Source organism: Polaromonas sp. YR568 (genome assembly GCF_943371715.1).
In the GTDB taxonomy this organism is placed as follows: domain Bacteria; phylum Pseudomonadota; class Gammaproteobacteria; order Burkholderiales; family Burkholderiaceae_C; genus Polaromonas.
In genome coordinates this window covers 15,526-33,585 of the sequence record NZ_CALRVW010000015.1, presented here as the reverse complement: position 1 = coordinate 33,585, position 18,060 = coordinate 15,526, and the positions used below count along the sequence as shown (strand labels likewise).

At 57.7% G+C, this 18,060-nt stretch carries 18 protein-coding genes; 10 read left to right on the top strand and 8 right to left on the bottom strand.

The genetic code is table 11. From position 1 onward, the window contains the following. Nucleotides 1–237: 237 nt before the first annotated feature. Complete coding sequence (locus AAG813_RS12330; RefSeq protein WP_341915518.1) at nt 238–1,584, bottom strand: hypothetical protein; 1,347 nt, start codon at nt 1,582–1,584, stop codon at nt 238–240. A 103-nt stretch (nt 1,585–1,687) separates the two neighbouring features. Continuing rightward, on the bottom strand, nt 1,688–2,470 hold the full coding sequence (locus AAG813_RS12325) for a hypothetical protein (RefSeq protein WP_341915516.1): 783 nt from the start codon (nt 2,468–2,470) through the stop codon (nt 1,688–1,690). Nucleotides 2,471–2,564: 94 nt separating this feature from the next. Here AAG813_RS12325 and AAG813_RS12320 point away from each other — a divergent pair, with 94 nt between their 5' ends. The 7 genes from AAG813_RS12320 (at nt 2,565) to AAG813_RS12290 (ending at nt 9,101) form a co-directional block, all read left to right on the top strand. Next, on the top strand, nt 2,565–3,752 hold the full coding sequence (locus AAG813_RS12320) for an ATP-binding protein (RefSeq protein ID WP_341915513.1): 1,188 nt from the start codon (nt 2,565–2,567) through the stop codon (nt 3,750–3,752). Then, a complete protein-coding gene (locus AAG813_RS12315; RefSeq protein ID WP_341915510.1) occupies nt 3,749–4,678 on the top strand; it encodes a DUF4435 domain-containing protein in 930 nt (309 codons plus the stop codon). The genes AAG813_RS12320 and AAG813_RS12315 overlap by 4 nt, the downstream gene beginning before the upstream one ends. Nucleotides 4,679–4,972: 294 nt before the next feature. Continuing rightward, nucleotides 4,973–5,620, top strand: a complete 648-nt coding sequence (locus AAG813_RS12310; RefSeq protein ID WP_341915506.1) for a hypothetical protein — start codon at nt 4,973–4,975, stop codon at nt 5,618–5,620. Nucleotides 5,621–5,780: 160 nt separating this feature from the next. Beyond that, nucleotides 5,781–6,365, top strand: coding sequence for a hypothetical protein (locus AAG813_RS12305; RefSeq protein WP_341915502.1), 585 nt, complete (start codon nt 5,781–5,783; stop codon nt 6,363–6,365). Nucleotides 6,366–6,674: 309 nt separating this feature from the next. After that, complete coding sequence (aat, locus tag AAG813_RS12300; RefSeq protein WP_341915498.1) at nt 6,675–7,448, top strand: leucyl/phenylalanyl-tRNA--protein transferase; 774 nt, start codon at nt 6,675–6,677, stop codon at nt 7,446–7,448. Further along, nucleotides 7,445–8,206: an arginyltransferase gene (locus tag AAG813_RS12295; protein ID WP_341915494.1), complete on the top strand. Its 762-nt coding sequence runs from the start codon at nt 7,445–7,447 to the stop codon at nt 8,204–8,206. Before aat ends, AAG813_RS12295 begins: the two co-directional genes overlap by 4 nt. Nucleotides 8,207–8,309: 103 nt before the next feature. Then, nucleotides 8,310–9,101 carry an IclR family transcriptional regulator gene (locus tag AAG813_RS12290; RefSeq protein ID WP_341915491.1) on the top strand — a complete coding sequence of 264 codons (792 nt, stop codon included), beginning with the start codon at nt 8,310–8,312 and terminating at the stop codon, nt 9,099–9,101. A 100-nt stretch (nt 9,102–9,201) separates the two neighbouring features. Here AAG813_RS12290 and pbpG read toward each other — a convergent pair whose 3' ends face one another. The 6 genes from pbpG to AAG813_RS12260 form a co-directional block, all read right to left on the bottom strand. Further along, complete coding sequence (pbpG, locus tag AAG813_RS12285; protein ID WP_341915487.1) at nt 9,202–10,263, bottom strand: D-alanyl-D-alanine endopeptidase; 1,062 nt, start codon at nt 10,261–10,263, stop codon at nt 9,202–9,204. Nucleotides 10,264–10,457: 194 nt separating this feature from the next. After that, on the bottom strand, nt 10,458–11,996 hold the full coding sequence (locus tag AAG813_RS12280; protein WP_341915483.1) for a 2-isopropylmalate synthase: 1,539 nt from the start codon (nt 11,994–11,996) through the stop codon (nt 10,458–10,460). Nucleotides 11,997–12,210: 214 nt separating this feature from the next. Then, the gene (gene pssA / locus AAG813_RS12275) at nt 12,211–13,023 is read right to left on the bottom strand and encodes a CDP-diacylglycerol--serine O-phosphatidyltransferase (RefSeq protein WP_341915480.1); all 813 of its coding nucleotides are present in this window, start codon (nt 13,021–13,023) and stop codon (nt 12,211–12,213) included. A gap of 174 nt (nt 13,024–13,197) precedes the next feature. After that, nucleotides 13,198–14,214, bottom strand: a complete 1,017-nt coding sequence (gene ilvC / locus AAG813_RS12270) for a ketol-acid reductoisomerase (protein WP_300520291.1) — start codon at nt 14,212–14,214, stop codon at nt 13,198–13,200. Between the two features lie 140 nt (nt 14,215–14,354). Continuing rightward, entirely contained in the window at nt 14,355–14,846 is a 492-nt protein-coding gene (gene ilvN, locus AAG813_RS12265; protein WP_096665291.1) for an acetolactate synthase small subunit, read from the bottom strand. A 103-nt stretch (nt 14,847–14,949) separates the two neighbouring features. Further along, complete coding sequence (locus AAG813_RS12260) at nt 14,950–16,734, bottom strand: acetolactate synthase 3 catalytic subunit (RefSeq protein WP_341915471.1); 1,785 nt, start codon at nt 16,732–16,734, stop codon at nt 14,950–14,952. A gap of 90 nt (nt 16,735–16,824) precedes the next feature. On the opposite strand from AAG813_RS12260, the gene AAG813_RS12255 reads away from it, so the two are divergent. The 3 genes from AAG813_RS12255 to AAG813_RS12245 are packed head-to-tail and all read left to right on the top strand — an operon-like array spanning nt 16,825 to nt 18,026. Then, nucleotides 16,825–17,004: a hypothetical protein gene (locus tag AAG813_RS12255; RefSeq protein WP_341915467.1), complete on the top strand. Its 180-nt coding sequence runs from the start codon at nt 16,825–16,827 to the stop codon at nt 17,002–17,004. 30 nt (nt 17,005–17,034) lie between these two features. Then, on the top strand, nt 17,035–17,601 hold the full coding sequence (locus AAG813_RS12250) for an RNA polymerase sigma factor (protein ID WP_096665297.1): 567 nt from the start codon (nt 17,035–17,037) through the stop codon (nt 17,599–17,601). Next, nucleotides 17,598–18,026 carry a DUF3619 family protein gene (locus tag AAG813_RS12245; protein WP_341915463.1) on the top strand — a complete coding sequence of 143 codons (429 nt, stop codon included), beginning with the start codon at nt 17,598–17,600 and terminating at the stop codon, nt 18,024–18,026. Before AAG813_RS12250 ends, AAG813_RS12245 begins: the two co-directional genes overlap by 4 nt. The last annotated feature ends 34 nt before the right edge of the window (nt 18,027–18,060 follow it).

Here is an 18,060-nt window from a genome sequence, read left to right as displayed (position 1 = left end):
TTTTTCCTTTCCGGCCCGCCTTCGCTCGTCCTTATAGTCATCGAGCCAGGCATCGATGTCAAGTTTGTCGTAGACGCAGCGACGACCAAAGCGCACATGAGGGACAGAAAGCTCAGCCAGGAGGGTGAGCCCGATCCCGAGGTAGGCCGCCGCTTGTTCCTTGCTGAGACAACGCGCCACAGGAAGCGGCAAGCCCTCCTCAGCACGATCCAGAGCCTTGTCCATGGCCGCCCCTTATTAGCCATTGGAGGCTTTCCGGTAGGCCTTGACGCCTTCGGATTCCTCGGGCTCAGACGGCTCGTCTTGCCGGTTCACGCCGGTGTTAAACAGCCTGGAGCGTGCCGCCATGCGCTGAATCAGCAGGTCATCGACCAGCAGGCCCTGTTGAAACGCAATGTCCTGGTAATGCTGGTGCATCTTGCCGAGCAGACCATCCAGGGCCAGATACTTGTCTTCAATCTGATGAATAGCCATGTAGGAGGCCAGCGACCCGAAAACGGTGCTGTAAAGCCGCTTCTCGTCGGGCAGGCGGGCATTGGTGAAGCGCTTCAACAACACACCGCCCGAGGTCTCCCAATCGACGGAGGCAAGCGCCATCCACAGCGGATGCGTTGGCCAGCGCGCCCGGGTTGAGTCCTCGGGGTTTGGCTCCGTCAGACGCAGCCATTCGGTTGTGGCATAACTCCACAGGCCATTGAGGTTGACCAGGACGCTCTCCAGGGAGGACAACTGCCTTTCCTTGAGGTAGTCCCGCTTCAATTCAAATTCGAGCCGCCAGACCTGTTGCCCAGGCTCCCAGCCCGCAGGCCGCCACAGGTCCATGGCCCAGGTTTTGCCGCTGTGGACGATTTCCTGGGTCTTGTCGTACAGGCGAGCCGCGATCACGCCGCCCATACCGATGGTCCAGCCAGTGAACTGCTGATCCTTGGCATAGCTGTGTATCTGGACCGCACGTGTGACCCAGGCGGAACGGTGCCAGGAATCCATCACGCAGGGCGAACTGAAATCGGCAGCCAGATCGATGCGGCTGACCATATTCCGGCCACTGAGCAAGCCGAACTCCCCGAGAAGCTTCTCCAGCTCCTCCTGGACGGCTCTGGGGCCTTTGTGAGCCAGATATTCAGCCGAGACCTTGACGTAGGCCATGGGCAGCTTCTTGTTGGGCCGGGAGAACTGGAGGCGGTAGGCGTTGTCGTCCAGGACGAAGGGAAACATCCCCGCGCCCTTGTCTTTGACCTCGAAGATGTGGCCCCCAACAATAAACTGAGCCTGGGCCTGTTCCAGCGGATCGGCAGACTGGGCTTTGTTCTTGAGGTTTACCAGTTCGCGCAGAACCCCCGGATGCAAGTCGCCAGGGTAGGACAGGTACAGACTGTCCACAGCCAGGCGCAGCAGCTTGAAGCCGTCCGGCAGGGTGTTATTGCTGTTTAGGGGTGCTGTGTTACTAGGCGACGCACCCCGAATACCTTCCGACCCGGATTCGCTGGCCGGCGCTGCGCGCCCGTCCACGAATGCCGGGTCGGCTGGTTTGGGGCCATGAGAGCTGCCAGCAGGCTTGCCGGCTTGAGACTTGTCGGAGGACATGAAAACTTCCTTTTTCCATACCAGCGTGTCGTTTTGACTGCCTGGAGTGGATACCGAAGTTATGCATGTCGACCCGTTTGGGCGACCATCTCAAATAGCGATTTCAGATGGTTTTAATCTTGCGGGATTGGCGGTAATGAGCCCGCAAATTCTTCCGAGCATCCCCCTTGGGGGCCTTGTAGACCTGGAGCTTGTCCACCATCAACTCCTCAAGGGCGGCCTCGGAAAGATCGTTCAAACCCATTTCCCGAAGCATGACAAAGGCATAGCGCATCTGATCCAGACCGGCCCACTCCTTTTTCGAGGGACCAGCCAGGGCGCTACGCAAGCTCTTGAAGAATGCTTTGTTGCCTCGGATCTGGGCGCGGGCAATTGATTTCATCGCAGTAGGGCAACCAATGACAGCGCGATCCATCCGAATGGCCTTGAACAAGGAATCGTGATTGTTGTTTTCTCGTACATCCTGGAGCAGGCTGGAAATACTGCGTCCATAAGTCGCCATACTTTGGATTGTTCTTCCGAGGGAATACGCCAAAGTCACGATATCCTCGTCGTCGAAATCAGGATGTTGCTCCCTGTCATCGACCGCATCGCGATCTCTCATCAGGTTCAGAACAGCTTGTTGGGGGTCTGGCGAGGCCGCCATGGCTTTCACTTCGTCCATCCTGTTCAAACCGACCACGACAAAACTCAAGTGTTGAGCGAATGGCATCTCGTACACGTAGCTGTAAAGGCCGTAATCGCCAGGCATGACGCTATCGAACTTTACAGCGGACGTGCTGGCTAGCTGTTCATTCATTCCACGCAGCATTTCAAGCAGACCGGGGACTGCTCCGATGAACTCGTGGAACTGGCCCGCGGTTAGTTTTCCGTATTCCTTGATCATGCAATATAGTATCTGCGTAACAGCAGACGAGACCATGGGTTTCAGGGCAATAGGCCTAGATCAACGGCAGAAAAATATAATCAAAGGACACTCGATGGCTTATGTATCAGCAATCAAGATTGAGGGCCTTTTAGGTAGAAGTGAAACGATAGAGTTTCAACTTCAAAGGGACGTCAACATAATCTTCGGCGACAACGGGTGCGGAAAGACTACGTTACTTAAAATTATCGACGCAGCGTTATCACGTGACGCAGAAGCGATCCAAAGACTTCCTGTGACCAAGGCTGAGATTCACATCTATTCCGAGGATCACAAAAAATTGATCAAGCACAGCTGGGAACGGAAGAAGGGAAAAGACTCAACACTCGAACGCATTCACAACATGCGTTTTCAAGCCTATCTGGCCCAAGCAGAAATCATAGATGACCCTAGATCGCTAATGTTCGATAGTGTCGTCGAACCAAATCAGTGGAAGCTAACGCCGAGCCTAAAGGACAAGGAAACAAAACGATGGGCTCACACGTTTCTTCCGACCACTCGACTCTATCTAACCGACAGAAGCTCCAGAGCTGCCGCCTCTCGGTCTCAGCTATCGGAGGCTCAATTAGATGAACTTTTTGCCGAATCAGTCAACCGTGCATGGCTGGTCTACTACTCCAAAGCTTTGCAAGAGGTGCGGGGAATCCAAGAAGAAGGTCTACGCGCAGTTCTTCACAACGTGCTATTTACCGGCCTTAGAGAGCCCGCTGTTCCTAGTACAAATACAGCAGAAATATATGATCGTGTTGTGAATTTTCTGAATCGTCAACCCACCTCAGGCGCGATGGTGCTTGGAAGCCTGGAGCAATTCAACAAGCGGTATGAATCTGACGGGAACCTGCGTAGGTCGGTAGACAATATAAATGCAATTGAACGGCGCATCGAATCGACCATGCTACCTATCGACCGTTTTAAGGCGACGATAGAAAGTTTATTCTCGCGCGGAAAGAAAATTTCTATCCTTGCCAATCAGCTACAAGTCACTCTAATTACCGGGGAAACAGTGTCGGCGGCAAATCTATCTTCCGGTGAAAAACATATGCTAAAAATCCTTTTGTCAGCAATGACGGCTGCAGGCAACTCTGTCTTGATTGACGAGCCGGAACTTTCAATGCACATCGACTGGCAGAGGCTTTTTGTTCAAACAGTACAAGCACTCAATCCAGATTGCCAACTGATTTTAGCTTCACACTCTCCGGAGATCATGGCGGACATTAGCGACGAGAAGATTTTCAAAATATGACCCGCTTAGTTCATTCGCCGCAAGGCTTTGTTCGGGCGCTCGAAATCTCGAGGTGCAACTTTTTTGCTTTTGTTGAAGGAGGCTTGGACAGAGCTTTCTATGACCGATTGTTTTTTCGGATGTTTGGCGGCGGTGCTATTAACTATCGCATTATTGCCGCCAAAGAGCTTCCAGGCGCCACGGGCGGCAAGACGGCATTGCTAACATTTTTTCAAACTCTGAGGCGAAGCGGGAAGCTCGCTAGCGAGGCGTTTGGAAAAAAATCGGTCAACGCCTTCTTTGCTGACAAGGACATCGACGACGTTCTTCGGACACAGCTCCGCTCGAAGCATCTCATCTACACTGACACTTACGATCTTGAAGGATCTCTCTTCAAGAATGGCGATCTTCACAGAGCTGTAGCCGATGCGTGTGGGATGAGCCTCCAGCAAGCCGCGTTACTGATTGGTAACCAACAAGTTTGGGTCGAAGGGTGTGTAAAGAATTGGCGCGAGTGGACAGTACTTTGCATGGTAAGTCACGTAAAAAGCGTAAACAGTGGCTGCACCTTTGAGCGGTCGTCAGCCATAAACGAAAGGGCTACCGCCCCGACCAATTTGGCGGCATTCACCGAAGCGCGCGAAAAACTGCGTCTAACTTTGGGGATGAGCCTACCCGCTTTTGATGCTCTGTTTTCGGTGTATGAAAAAAAATTAATGACGAGTATCGTCTCTGGAACACCCTTAAGATTTTTTAAAGGCAAATGGCTTAAAACTATTCTAGAAAGTTTCTTGCGTCAAAAAGAGGAGGTTGCTGACGCGAACATGAACGGATCTTCGGAGCGCGTTGCGTCCACGTTAGTCGCACAGGTCGGTGTGAGCAATGAATGCGCATACTTCAAAAAACTCTCCCCGCCTTTATTCGAATTGGCGCGACTAGCTTCTTAGTAACTAAAAACAGGCAAACTGGCTTCAGTGCATCCCTTTGCCGTTGCGATACAGCGGGACAAGATTGTTTTACGAAGATCGTCCCCGCGCATATAACTTCTGTGCTTGGGCAGTAATTATTTCTCGTTAGGCATCTGCATATTCACCCTACCGAACTTAATCCGTACGTGAGCGACAGACCTCACGTGACAGACCTGGCGACGAATGACGAAACCTGGCGAGCGAAGGCGAGCATAAGTCATTGATAAATAAGGGTTTTATCCCCCTGTTAATCCGCTTCCTTCCCTCGACGCTATGACAAAACGTGACGAAACCGACCGCACTAGTCAATTGACCGAATCAGCCAACCTGACCGAACCGCCTCATGCGTCAACGCAGAGAGAGGTGCAGCGCAAACTTGGGCGATGCCTTTTCCGCCTACAGCATTACGAAATACGCCTGAAAGCGCTACTTTCCCTTCGAGAATTGTCCGGGCCACCGGGACAGATACAAAGCATCGTCGCCCAAAATTTTGTTGATAATGCGAAAAAGACTCTGGGCCAACTGAGGGGCGAGTTCATGCAAGACTACCTTCAGCCAAGTCTCTTGCCAAATGGCGAGATAGACCGAAACGTCCAAGGCTCAGCTCAACACCTCGACCCGACTTGGTTCAGTTTTAAGTTCAGTGTCGCGATTTCACCAGAGCATCATGCGGATATTCGAGAGCAGCTGAACGAGTTGGTGGATTTAAGAAACATTTTGGCTCACCATTTTGTCGAGCGCTTCGATGTGATGACTGAAGATGGTTGCCATAGTGCAGACTTGTATCTTCAAGACTGCTATGAAAAGATTGATGGTCACTATCTGACCTTAGGCAAATGGATGGAAACATTACATGCTGCCTATGAGCATGTGGCGAGTCCAGAATTCCGAGATCACCTTAAGCGGACGTTGCTACCGTGACGATCTTGGCGAGTCTCTACGAAACGTGACGAGCGAAGGCGAGCATAAGTCGTTGATAAATAAGGGTTTTATCCCCCTGTTAATCCGGTACTTTTACCAATGAAAGCTGATGCCAACGTGACGTAGATCGGCGAAGTTTGTTTTCAGGTGATCAATAAAAATGGCAAAAAAATCATTCGCTGTAGCGCTGCTAGGTAGCTTTCTGCTTCATGGCTGCGGCGTCATCATCCCAGGCACTCCCTGGGAAGAGCGCCCAGCGTTCAAAGGGCCAATGCTCCTCAACGGTGTCCGCGCCCAGGTACTCTGGCGGTGCGCTGCTGTGAGCCACGTTATGGCCAGCGGCCCATGTGAAATTGGCTATCGTAATCAGCAAGGTGAAGTCGTTACCCTGGAACAAATCAAAGCGGAGCTTCATGATTTTTTGCCGAAGGTGCAACTGAAAAAGCCTGTTCGGCTCTATCTTCTGACAATTTCTCCCACGGTTATTCTGGCGGTCCCCGGAAGAAAGAAAACGCCGCTTGAATGTGGTGGTACCTCATATCAAATAGGGTGTCAGGAGTACGAAACACACGTGTTCCAATTCGGGCCTGCGCCCGAAATCGGAGAGAACTCATTTTGGTTCTCACCCACTCTGAAAATCGGCCCTGTGCCTGTCCCTGTGAAGGATGAAGTAGACATTCCACTTCCTGGTTCTGTCATTCATTTGAAGGCAGCTGGGCCCTATTGGAGTTATTTGCGGAAATAGAAACGAGCTTGCGCAAACCGTTCGCATGTTCGCCTCTAGCTGAACCGGGCCGTGACAATCTCCACGAGTTTTGACGAGGCATGACGAGCAAAGGCGAGCATAAGTCGTTGATAAATAAGGGTTTTATCCCCCTGTTAATCCGTAGGTCCCTGGTTCGAGCCCAGGTTGAGGAGCCACAATTTGAAGCCTGGACGTGAACAACGTCCAGGCTTTTTTCGTTGACGGGGTTACCATTTGCGGATGCTGTCCTTGCGCCGCCGGCGCGGGCAACCAGCACGCCAGCCCACACCCTCGCCTCACTCACCTGCCATGCGCAAGTCACCCCACCCCCTGCCCTGGCTGGATGCGGACGAACCCTTTCCACCGGTGGAAACGGCTTGGGGCGAGGGCGACCCGGCGCCTGGCCTGCTGGCAGCGGGGCGCTCTCTCGATGTGGCGAGCTTGCGGCAAGCGTATGCGCTGGGCATCTTTCCGTGGTTCGGGGTCGGCCAGCCCATTCTGTGGTGGAGCCCTGACCCGCGCATGGTGCTGCGTACCGATAATTTCAAGCTGCACCGCTCATTGCGCAAGAGCCTGCTGCGTTTCATCGGCGCAGCCGGCCATGAGATCCGTTTTGACACGGCTTTTCCGGAGGTGATCCACGCCTGTGCCAGCACGCCGCGTGACGACCAGCCGGGCACCTGGATCGTGCCGGACATGGTCAAGGCCTACACCGCCCTGCACCGCGCCGGCCACGCCCACAGCGTGGAAACCTGGGTGAACGGCCAGCTCGTCGGCGGGCTGTATTGCGTCAACCTGGGCGGCATGGTGTTTGGCGAGTCGATGTTCGCGCACCAGACCGACGCGTCCAAGATGGCGCTGGCGGCGCTGGTGGCGTTCTGCCGCGCCAAGGGCCTGCCCCTGATCGACTGTCAGCAAAATACGCGGCACCTGGCCTCGCTCGGCGCGGCGGAAATTCCCCGCGCGGAATTTGTCGCACAGGTGGCCACGCTTGTGGCCCAGGCCCCGCCCCGCTGGGAATTTGACGCCCTATACTGGCAGCAGCTATTGACGGCCAGACCGCAGAACGACCTGATGACGTGACGCACCTCAAAGACCTGCCCCTGCAGACGCTGCAGTTTTATGCGACAGCGCCCTACCCCTGCAGCTACCTGCCGGGCAGGCAGGCCCGCTCGCAGGTCGCCACCCCCAGCCACCTGATTCACAACGCTGCCTACTCGGAGCTGGTGACCAGCGGCTTTCGCCGCAGCGGCATGTTCACTTACCGTCCCTATTGCGACGGCTGCCAGGCCTGCGTTCCCCTGCGCGTGCCGGTGGCGACATTCCGGCCGGACCGCAGCCAGCGCCGTGCCCGCAAGCAGCACCAGGGACTGCAGGTTCGCGTGCTCAAGCTGTGCTTCATGCCCGAGCACTACCAGCTTTATCTGCGCTACCAGAATGGCCGCCACGCGGGCGGCGGCATGGACCACGACAGCATTGACCAGTACACGCAGTTCCTGCTGCAAAGCCGCGTCAACTCGCGCCTGGTGGAGTTTCGCGACACCCTGCCCAATGGCGAGGCCGGGGCGCTGAAAATGGTGTCCATCCTCGACGTGCTGGAAGACGGCGTGTCGGCGGTGTACACGTTTTACGAGCCCGACGCGCATGCCAGTTATGGCACTTACAGCGTGCTCTGGCAAATTGACCAGGCCCGGCAACTGGGCCTGCCGCATGTGTACCTCGGCTACTGGATCGCCGAAAGCCCGAAGATGAGCTACAAGGCCCGGTTTGTACCCAACCAGATCCTGGTCGATGGGCAGTGGGTGGACGTTGCCAACCCGGCGCCAGCCAGCGCCGCCTGAATAGGCCGCCTGACCATGCCGTCCGTGCGGCAGATCAAGCCGAAACGGCGGCCCGCCGCGGCGTGCTGATTTCACCAGCTAAAATCTGATGAAGGTCGCACCCATGAAAAAGCAAGATTCCCTCGCCACGCCCGCCAAACCCACGGTTCAGGTCATCGAGCGCATGTTCACCCTGCTGGAAATTCTGGCGGGTCGGGAGGAAGCCGTCTCGCTCAAGGAAATCAGCGAAAAATCAGGCCTGCACCCGTCAACAGCACACCGTATCCTGAACGACCTGGCCACAGGCCGGTTTGTCGACCGGCCTGTGGCGGGCAGCTACCGGCTGGGCATGCGCCTGCTGGAGCTTGGCAACCTGGTGAAGGCGCGCCTGAGCGTCCGGGACGCGGCGCTGACGCCGATGCGCGAGCTCCACCGGCTGATCCAGCAACCCGTCAACCTGAGCATGCGCCAGGGCGATGAAATCATTTATGTCGAACGCGCCTTCAGCGAACGCTCGGGCATGCAGGTGGTGCGTGCCATCGGCGGGCGCGCGCCGCTGCACCTGACCTCGGTGGGCAAACTGTTCCTTGCGTTTGACGATCCCCAGCGCCTGCGCAGTTATGCCACCCGCACCGGTTTGCCGGGCCAGACCAAAAACAGCATCACCCAGCTGGCGGTTCTGGAGCGCGAACTCTCCAAGGCACGCCAGTACGGCATTGCCCGCGACAACGAGGAACTGGAACTGGGGGTGCGCTGCATGGCCGCAGGCATTTACGACGACCAGAGCAAGCTGGTGGCGGGACTGTCGATTTCTGCGCCGGCCGACCGGCTCGATGAAAACTGGCTGCCCAAGCTGCAGTCCACCGCGAGCGAGATCTCGGCGGCGCTGGGCTACAAACCCAACAACTTCAAGTAAAAACGGGCCTAGTCCTTATACGCCGTGCGTTGGTAGCTACTTTTTTGATAGCATTCCAGCGGCCCCGGCCTGCCTCGATGATCAGTGGAAAAAGCGAGCCTCAGCCGTTGTTCGGCTGGGTGCTTGCACTGATTCTGGGAGCGTGGACCGGTTGCGACTCCACCCAGCGGCGGACCCGTTCTGCATCACCGAGGCGGCTCAATTTGCCAGCAGAATCAAGAAAAACCATGATCAGCTTGCGCCCGGCGATTTTTGTCTGCATGACCAGGCACTGGCCGGCTTCGGAGATGTAGCCGGTTTTTTGCAGGCCGATTTCCCACTCGGGATTCTTCACGAGGCGGTTGGTGTTGTTGTACTGCAGGGTCTGGCGGCCGACCGCAACCTGGTAGCCGGTCGAGGTGGACAACTCGCGCAGGACAGGGTCCCCATGGGCCGCATTGACCAGTGTCGCCAGGTCCTGTGCGCTGGACTGGTTCTGGCTGGACAAGCCGGTCGGCTCCACATAACGGGTGTCTTTCATGCCCAGCATTCTGGCCTTGGCGTTCATCAGGCTCACGAAGGTGGCCATGCCGCCCGGGTAAGTGCGGCCAAGCGCATGCGCGGCGCGGTTTTCGCTGGACATCAAGGCCAGATGCAGCAGTTCGCCACGTGTCAGGCTGGCGCCCACGCGCAGGCGTGAGCTGCTGCCCTTTTCGGTGTCAACGTCGTCCTGAGTGATGGTGATGGTCTCGTCCATCGGCAGGTGCGCGCCGCTGACGATCACGCCCGTCATCAGTTTGGTCAGCGAAGCAATGGGAAGCACCGCATGGTCGTTCTTGCTGAACAGCACTTCCCGGGTGTCCTGGTCGATCACCAAGGCCACGCTGGATTTCAGGTCAAGCGGATCCTGCGCGCCGTGCAGGCCGGCCAGCTGGCCAAATGACAGACGGGGCGGCGAGGCCACGATCACCACGGACTTGCGCGCGGATTTGGTGACAAAACGGGCGCTTTTCCTGCTGGAAACCACCGTTTTCGACACAGTCTTGGCAGCGTGTGACTTTTTAACGATCTGGCGCTTCGCCGTCGCGGCGTCAGCCGCAGGCGAAATCAGGGCCGCCGAAAAGGTAAGAATTCCAACGACCTGTAAGGTCTGTTTGAAAACCGAATTCAGCGTGATGGACATTGATTCGTCTCCAGATGCGATTAATACGAAACCGCAGTGTATACAAATAGAAAAAGTCACGCAATATCAAATGCTTGCGTGACTTTCCTAAACGCAACAGTGAAGACATCCGCGATATGGCTTTTGAACCCCTCAAAAACCACAAAAACTTACTAAACTGTTGAATATAAAAGGTTTTTTCAAACCTTCAGACATCAACCCTGGGCCGCAACCCGGTCCGCTTTACTTTGTAACTTGCTCAAGGCGCTCAAATAAGCCTTGGCGGAAGCGACCACGATGTCCGGATCGGCGCCGACACCGTTGACCACACGGCCGCTGTTTTGCAGACGCACCGTGACTTCGCCCTGGCTTTCCGTGGATCCGCTGATGGCGTTCACGGAATAAAGCACCATCTCTGCCCCGCTTTTGACGTGGGTTTCAATGGCTTTGAGGGAGGCGTCCACCGGGCCGTTGCCGTCCGATTCGCCGCGGACTTCCTTGCCGTCAACGGTGAAAACCACCGTCGCCTGCGGGCGCTCGCCGGTTTCGCTGTGCTGGGACAACGAGACAAAGCCGTATTGCTCTTTCTCGTGGGTCACGCTTTCGTCGCTGACCAGCGCCAGGATGTCCTCGTCGAAAATCTCGCTCTTGCCGTCGGCGAGTTCCTTGAACCGGGCAAAGGCAGCGTTGGTGTCGGCTTCACTTTCCATCTGGATGCCCAGGTCCTGCAGGCGCTGCTTGAAAGCATTGCGGCCGCTGAGCTTGCCCAACACCATCTTGTTGGAGCTCCAGCCCACATCTTCGGCACGCATGATCTCGTAGGTCTCGCGTGCCTTGAGCATGCCGTCCTGATGGATGCCCGAGGCATGGGCAAAGGCGTTCGCCCCGACCACGGCCTTGTTCGGTTGCACCACAAACCCGGTGGTCTGGCTCACCATGCGGCTGGCCGCAACGATATGCACCGGATCGATGTTCATCTCGAGGTTGAAATAGTCCTTGCGCGTCCGCACCGCCATGACGATTTCCTCGAGCGAGCAGTTGCCGGCACGTTCGCCCAGGCCGTTGATCGTGCACTCGACCTGGCGCGCGCCGCCAATTTTCACGCCCGCCAGCGAATTGGCCACCGCCATGCCGAGGTCGTTGTGGCAATGCACCGACCAGATGGCCTTGTCACTGTTGGGCACGCGTTCGCGCAGTGTCTTGATGAAGTTGCCGTAGAGCTCGGGAACGGCGTAGCCGACCGTGTCGGGCACGTTGATCGTGGTGGCGCCTTCGGCGATCACGGCCTCGATGACGCGGCAAAGGAAGTCGACATCGCTGCGGTAGCCGTCTTCCGGGCTGAACTCGACATCAGCCACCAGGTTGCGCGCAAAACGCACCGAGAGTTTGGCCTGCTCCAGCACCTGCTCGGGGCTCATGCGCAGCTTTTTCTCCATGTGCAGGGCGCTGGTGGCAATGAAGGTGTGGATGCGGGCATTGTTGGCCCCCTTGAGCGCTTCGGCCGCGCGGGAAATGTCCCGGTCGTTGGCGCGCGAGAGCGAACAGATGGTGGAGTCCTTGATGGCATTGGCAATTGCCTGCACCGCCTCGAAGTCACCATTGGAGCTGGCAGCAAAACCGGCTTCGATCACATCGACCCGCAGGCGTTCGAGCTGGCGGGCAATACGCAGCTTTTCATCGCGCGTCATCGAGGCACCGGGCGACTGCTCACCATCACGCAAGGTGGTGTCGAAAATGATCAATTTATCTGCCATGCTTGTTCTCCTGAGAGGTCGATCTGATAGTCCAAAAACGCAGCCCAAAACAAAACGGCCCGCTGCGTTTGCATACGGGCCGTTTGGAATCGCGCGCGTGCGCTATCGCCTGTGCCCGTGTCGGTCCAGTAGCGATAGTGCAAGCGAAATTCGTTTCATGGAAATCAATGTACCACAAATTGTGACCGGGCCTTGGCCAGCGGGGATGGGGGGCCTACTTGTGCAGGCCGCGTTCATCTGGCTCATCGGTCGAGGTCGAGATCACGCTGGTCTGCTGCCCCTTGGCCTTGCGCCAACCATACAGCGCGTAGCCGGAAAAACCGTAGATGACAAACAGGCCGAACATGACGGTGGGCGGATCGATGTTGATCACGGCGATGCCCAGGGCAATCAGCACGATGACCACAAACGGAACACTGCGCTTAAGACTCACGTCCTTGAAGCTGTAAAACGGCACGTTGGTGACCATGGTCAGGCCCGAGTACAGGGTCAACGCAAACATGAGCCAGCGAACTTCCTCGCCGCGCACGCCGGCCTCGGTCATCAGCCAGATGAAGCCCGCGACCAGCGCGGCTGCCGCCGGTGAAGGCAGGCCCTGGAAGAACCGCTTGTCGACCACCGCCGTGTTGACATTGAAGCGGGCCAGCCGCAGCGCAGCGCAAGCGCAATACACAAACGCTGCAATCCAGCCCCAGCGGCCCAGACTGGTCAAGGCCCACACATAGGCGATCAATGCGGGCGCCGCGCCGAAGGACACCATGTCGGACAGCGAGTCCATCTGTTCGCCGAACGCGCTCTGGGTGTTGGTCATGCGCGCCACGCGGCCGTCCAGGCTGTCGAGCACCATCGCGCAGAAGACACCGATCGCCGCCTGGTCGAAGCGGCCATTCATGGCCATCACGATGGCGTAAAACCCGCCAAACAGCGCCGCCAGGGTGAACAGGTTGGGCAGGATGTAAATGCCCTTGCGCCGCTTGCGCGGGACGAGCTCGTCGGACTCCTGCATGGCCTCGTGACCGTCATGCATGCTGTGAGCTCCCGGTGTCAGGACCGTTTTCGCGCCAACCATGCTGCGCCGATAGTGAATGATTCATGCTCCGAGGATACCAAACGAAGACCACCACAAATGAAAAAAAGCCGCGCAAATGTCTTGCGCGGCTTGAGGACTGGACCAAGCGGAGCCGGTAAGCCCCGCTGGATATCAGTTGCGGGTCTGGTCGACCAGCTTGTTCTTGGCAATCCAGGGCATCATGGCGCGCAGTTTTTCGCCCACGATTTCGATCTGGTGCTCCGAATTCAGGCGACGGCGGCTCAACAGGGTTGGCGCACCGGCCTGGTTTTCCAGCAGGAAGCTCTTGGCGTATTCGCCGGTCTGGATGTCCTTCAGACACTTGCGCATGGCTTCTTTCGTGGCCGAGGTCACGATGTTCGGGCCGGTTACGTACTCGCCGTATTCGGCGTTGTTGGAGATCGAGTAATTCATGTTGGCGATACCGCCTTCATAAATCAGGTCAACGATCAGCTTGAGCTCGTGCAGGCATTCGAAGTAGGCCATTTCCGGCGCATAGCCGGCTTCCACCAGCGTCTCGAAACCGGCCTTGATCAGCTCGACCGTGCCGCCGCACAGGACGGCCTGCTCGCCGAACAGGTCGGTCTCGGTTTCTTCACGGAAGTTGGTTTCGATGATGCCGGCCTTGCCGCCGCCGTTGGCCATGGCGTAGCTCAGAGCCAGGTCACGGGCCTTGCCGCTCTTGTCCTGGTGGACAGCCACCAGGTGAGGCACGCCGCCGCCCTGGGTGTAGGTATTGCGCACGGTGTGGCCGGGGGCCTTGGGCGCGACCATCCAGACGTCGAGGTCGGCGCGCGGGATCACGGCACCGTAATGCACGTTGAAGCCGTGGGCGAATACGAGGGAAGCGCCCTGCTTGATGTTGGGGGCCACGTCGTTCTTGTAGACCGCGCCGATCTGCTCATCAGGCAGGAGGATCATCACGACATCGGCCGCCTTGACGGCATCGGCCACTTCAGCGACCTTGAGGCCGGCTTTTTCGACCTTGGGCCAGGAAGCGCCACCCTTGCGCAGGCCGACCACGACCTTGACGCCGCTGTCGTTCAGGTTCTGCGCGTGGGCGTGACCCTGGCTGCCGTAACCGATGATGGCGACGGTCTTGCCCTTGATCAGGCTCAGGTCGCAGTCTTTGTCGTAATAAACTTTCATTTTTCTCTCCGAAGAAATTATCTGCAGGTTCTGGCGAAAATGCCCATCGACAGGCTCAGGGCGAACGGTCAGCACACATCGCCACTGTCAAAATCCGTTCGCGTTGAGCCTGTCGAAACGCGCGCACGGACCACTGAAAATCAGACTCTCAGAATTCTCTCGCCGCGCCCTATGCCGCTGGAACCGGTACGCACGGTTTCCAGGATCGCGCTGCGGTCAATCGCTTCCAGGAAGGCGTCGTTCTTGGACTGGTCACCGGTCAGCTCGATCGTGTAGCTCTTTTCGGTGACATCGATGATCCGACCGCGGAATATATCAGCCATGCGCTTCATCTCCTCGCGCTCCTTGCCAACGGCGCGGACCTTGACCATCATGAGCTCGCGCTCGGTGTAGGAGCCTTCGGTCAGGTCCACCACCTTGACGACCTCGATGAGCCGGTTCAGGTGTTTGGTGATCTGTTCGATCACGTCGTCGGAGCCGGTGGTCTGGATAGTCATGCGCGACAGGCTGGCGTCTTCGGTCGGTGCCACCGTCAGGCTTTCGATGTTGTAGCCGCGCGCCGAAAACAGGCCGACCACGCGGGAAAGAGCGCCCGGCTCGTTTTCCAGCAAAACTGCAATGATGTGTTTCATGTGAAGATTCCTCTTTTCGCTGCCCTCCCCGGCGCACGGTAATGCGCTGGCTCGGCAGACAATAGATTCGTCAGGTGACGGTTGAAAAAATGGCGTGTACCGCTTACAGGTCTTCGGACCCGAGCAGCATTTCAGTGATGCCCTTGCCGGCCTGCACCATCGGGAACACGTTCTCGGTGGGGTCGGTGCGGAAGTCCATGAACACGGTACGGTCCTTGAGCTTGCGCGCCTCACGCAACGCAGGCTCGACGTCCTGCGGTTTCTCGATCAGCATGCCGACGTGGCCATAGGCCTCGGCCAGCTTGACGAAATTCGGCAAGGCATCCATGTAGCTGCTGCTGTAACGGCCGGCGTATTCGACTTCCTGCCACTGGCGCACCATGCCCAGGTAGCGGTTGTTCAGAGACACGATCTTGATCGGCGTGTTGTATTGCAGGCAGGTCGAGAGCTCCTGGATGCACATCTGCACCGAGCCTTCGCCGGTGATGCAATACACCTCGCTGTCAGGCCTGGCCAGCTTGATGCCCATGGCGTAAGGGATACCTACACCCATGGTGCCCAGACCACCGGAGTTGATCCAGCGGCGCGGCTCGTCAAATTTGTAGTACTGCGCCGCCCACATCTGGTGCTGGCCGACATCGGACGTGATGTAGGTGTCGGCGTCCTTGGTCATGTTCCACAACGTCTCCACCACGTACTGCGGCTTGATCACGTCGCCCTTGCCCAGGCTGTATTTCATGCAATCGCGCTTGCGCCAGCCTTCAATGGTTTCCCACCAGCCGCCCAGCGCGTCGCCGTCAGGCTTGAGGCCGGACTCCCTGATCATCGCGATCAGCTCGGTCAGCACATCCTTGACATCGCCAACGATGGGGATGTCCACCCTCACGCGTTTGGAGATGCTCGACGGGTCGATGTCGATGTGGATGATCTTGCGTTCGTTCTGCGCAAAGTGTTTCGGGTTGCCGATCACGCGGTCGTCAAAACGCGCGCCGACGGCCAGCAGCACATCACAGTGCTGCATGGCGTTGTTGGCTTCGATGGTGCCGTGCATGCCCAGCATGCCGAGGAATTTTTTGTCACTGGCCGGGTAGGCGCCCAGGCCCATCAGCGTATTGGTGCAGGGGTAACCCAGCATGTCCACCAGCGTGCGCAACTCCTGCGAGGCATTGCTCAGCAACACGCCGCCACCGGTGTAGATGTAGGGCCGCTTGGCCGTCATCAGCAACTGCAGCGCCTTGCGGATCTGCCCGCCATGGCCCTTGCGCACCGGGTTGTAGGAACGCATTTCGACGGTTTGCGGGTAACCGCTGTAGGGCGTCTTGTTGAACGAGACGTCCTTGGGGATGTCCACCACCACGGGGCCAGGCCGGCCGCTGCGTGCGATGTGGAAGGCCTTTTTCAGGGTCTCGGCCATCTGCCGCACGTCCTTGACCAGGAAGTTGTGCTTGACGATGGGGCGTGTGATGCCGACGGTGTCGCACTCCTGGAAGGCATCCAGGCCAATGGCGTGCGTGGGCACCTGGCCGGTGATGATCACCATCGGGATGCTGTCCATGTAGGCCGTCGCAATTCCGGTGACGGCATTGGTCACGCCGGGGCCGGAAGTGACCAAGGCCACGCCGACTTCGCCGGTGGCGCGGGCATAACCGTCAGCCGCATGAACGGCCGCCTGTTCGTGGCGCACCAGGACGTGCTGAATCGTGTCCTGCTTGTAAAAAGCGTCGTAGATATGCAGGACGGCGCCGCCGGGATAACCCCAGACGTGTTTGACGCCTTCGGCCTGCAGGGCCTTGATGAGGATTTCCGCGCCGCGGAGGTCTTGCGGAGTTGAGGGGGCAGAAGCTGCCGCCGCTGATGCCGACGCGAGTTCGGCCTTTGAGATTTCCATGATGAACCTTTGTGAATTTCTCTAACGAAATACCTTGGGTGCCTCTTCGCCCACTCTTGTGGAGTAGCGTCGAGACTTGAGGCCAAAACCATGGACGGAAACATATCCCGCCGGGTCATGACCCGTTTGCTGTTTGAATTGCAGGACGTATTATGGCATCAGGTGGCCCACGGCCAGCGGGGAATGCAAAAAAGTCCGGCCGGCGCCATGCCTGATGCGATAATTTTGCAGCTTTGGACGCTTCACCGCGCCCGAAAAACACAACAATGACGACGCTGGGACAAATCGGGATGCATCCCCTTGGCAACTGAACAAGAACTCTCCGATTTCCTGAAAAACGTTGAAAAGCGCGCTTTCAAGCGCAGCGTCTACCATGTCCGCGACGACGAAGCGGCGCTTGACATCGTTCAGGACAGCATGATGAAGCTGGCCCAGCACTACGGCGACAAACCCGCGGCCGAACTGCCCATGCTGTTCCAGCGCATCCTGTCCAACACCACGCTGGACTGGTTCCGGCGCCGCAAGACACGCAACGCCCTGTTTTCCAACATGAGCGACTTTGAATCTGCCGGGGACGATGGCGATTTCGATCTGCTTGAAACTTTGGAGACCTCGACCAACTCAGAGGGAACAGAAAGCGCCCAGGATGCGACCGAGCGGGCGCAGATCTTGCGGCAGATCGAAGTCGAGATCAAGGAACTGCCGGGTCGTCAACGAGAAGCCTTTCTGATGCGTTATTGGGAGGAAATGGATGTTGCTGAAACAGCTGCCGCCATGGGTTGCTCCGAGGGCAGTGTGAAAACGCATTGTTCGAGGGCCGTCCACGCACTCAGCAAGGCTTTGGCCGCCAAGGGAATCAAACTATGAACCATTCACCGCAAAAACGCACCGAGATCCTGCAGGACCGTTATGGCCTGAAAACCGCTTCCTACCTGTCCGCAGGGGCGGCGGACCTGCCTTACGATATTTCCGAGCGCCTGCGTGCGGCGCGCGTGCAGGCCGTGGCTGCCCGCAAGGTGGCCAGGGTTCAGACGTCCACCGTCACGGCCTCAAGCGGCACCGGCTCGGTGTTGACCTGGGGCTCCGGCGAGAGGTTCGGCCTGTGGTACCGGATCGGATCGGTGGTGCCCCTGATCGCCTTGGTTGTCGGCCTGCTGACGATCAACTCCCTGCAAACCGACAGCTTCGTCGAGGAACTGGCCGAGGTCGACTCCGCCTTGCTGACCGACGACTTGCCGCCCGACGCCTTTTCCGACCCCGGATTTGTGCAGTTCCTCAAGGTCAGCCGCTAAGGGCCGGGTTGACTCTCGCGCAGAAAGACGTTTA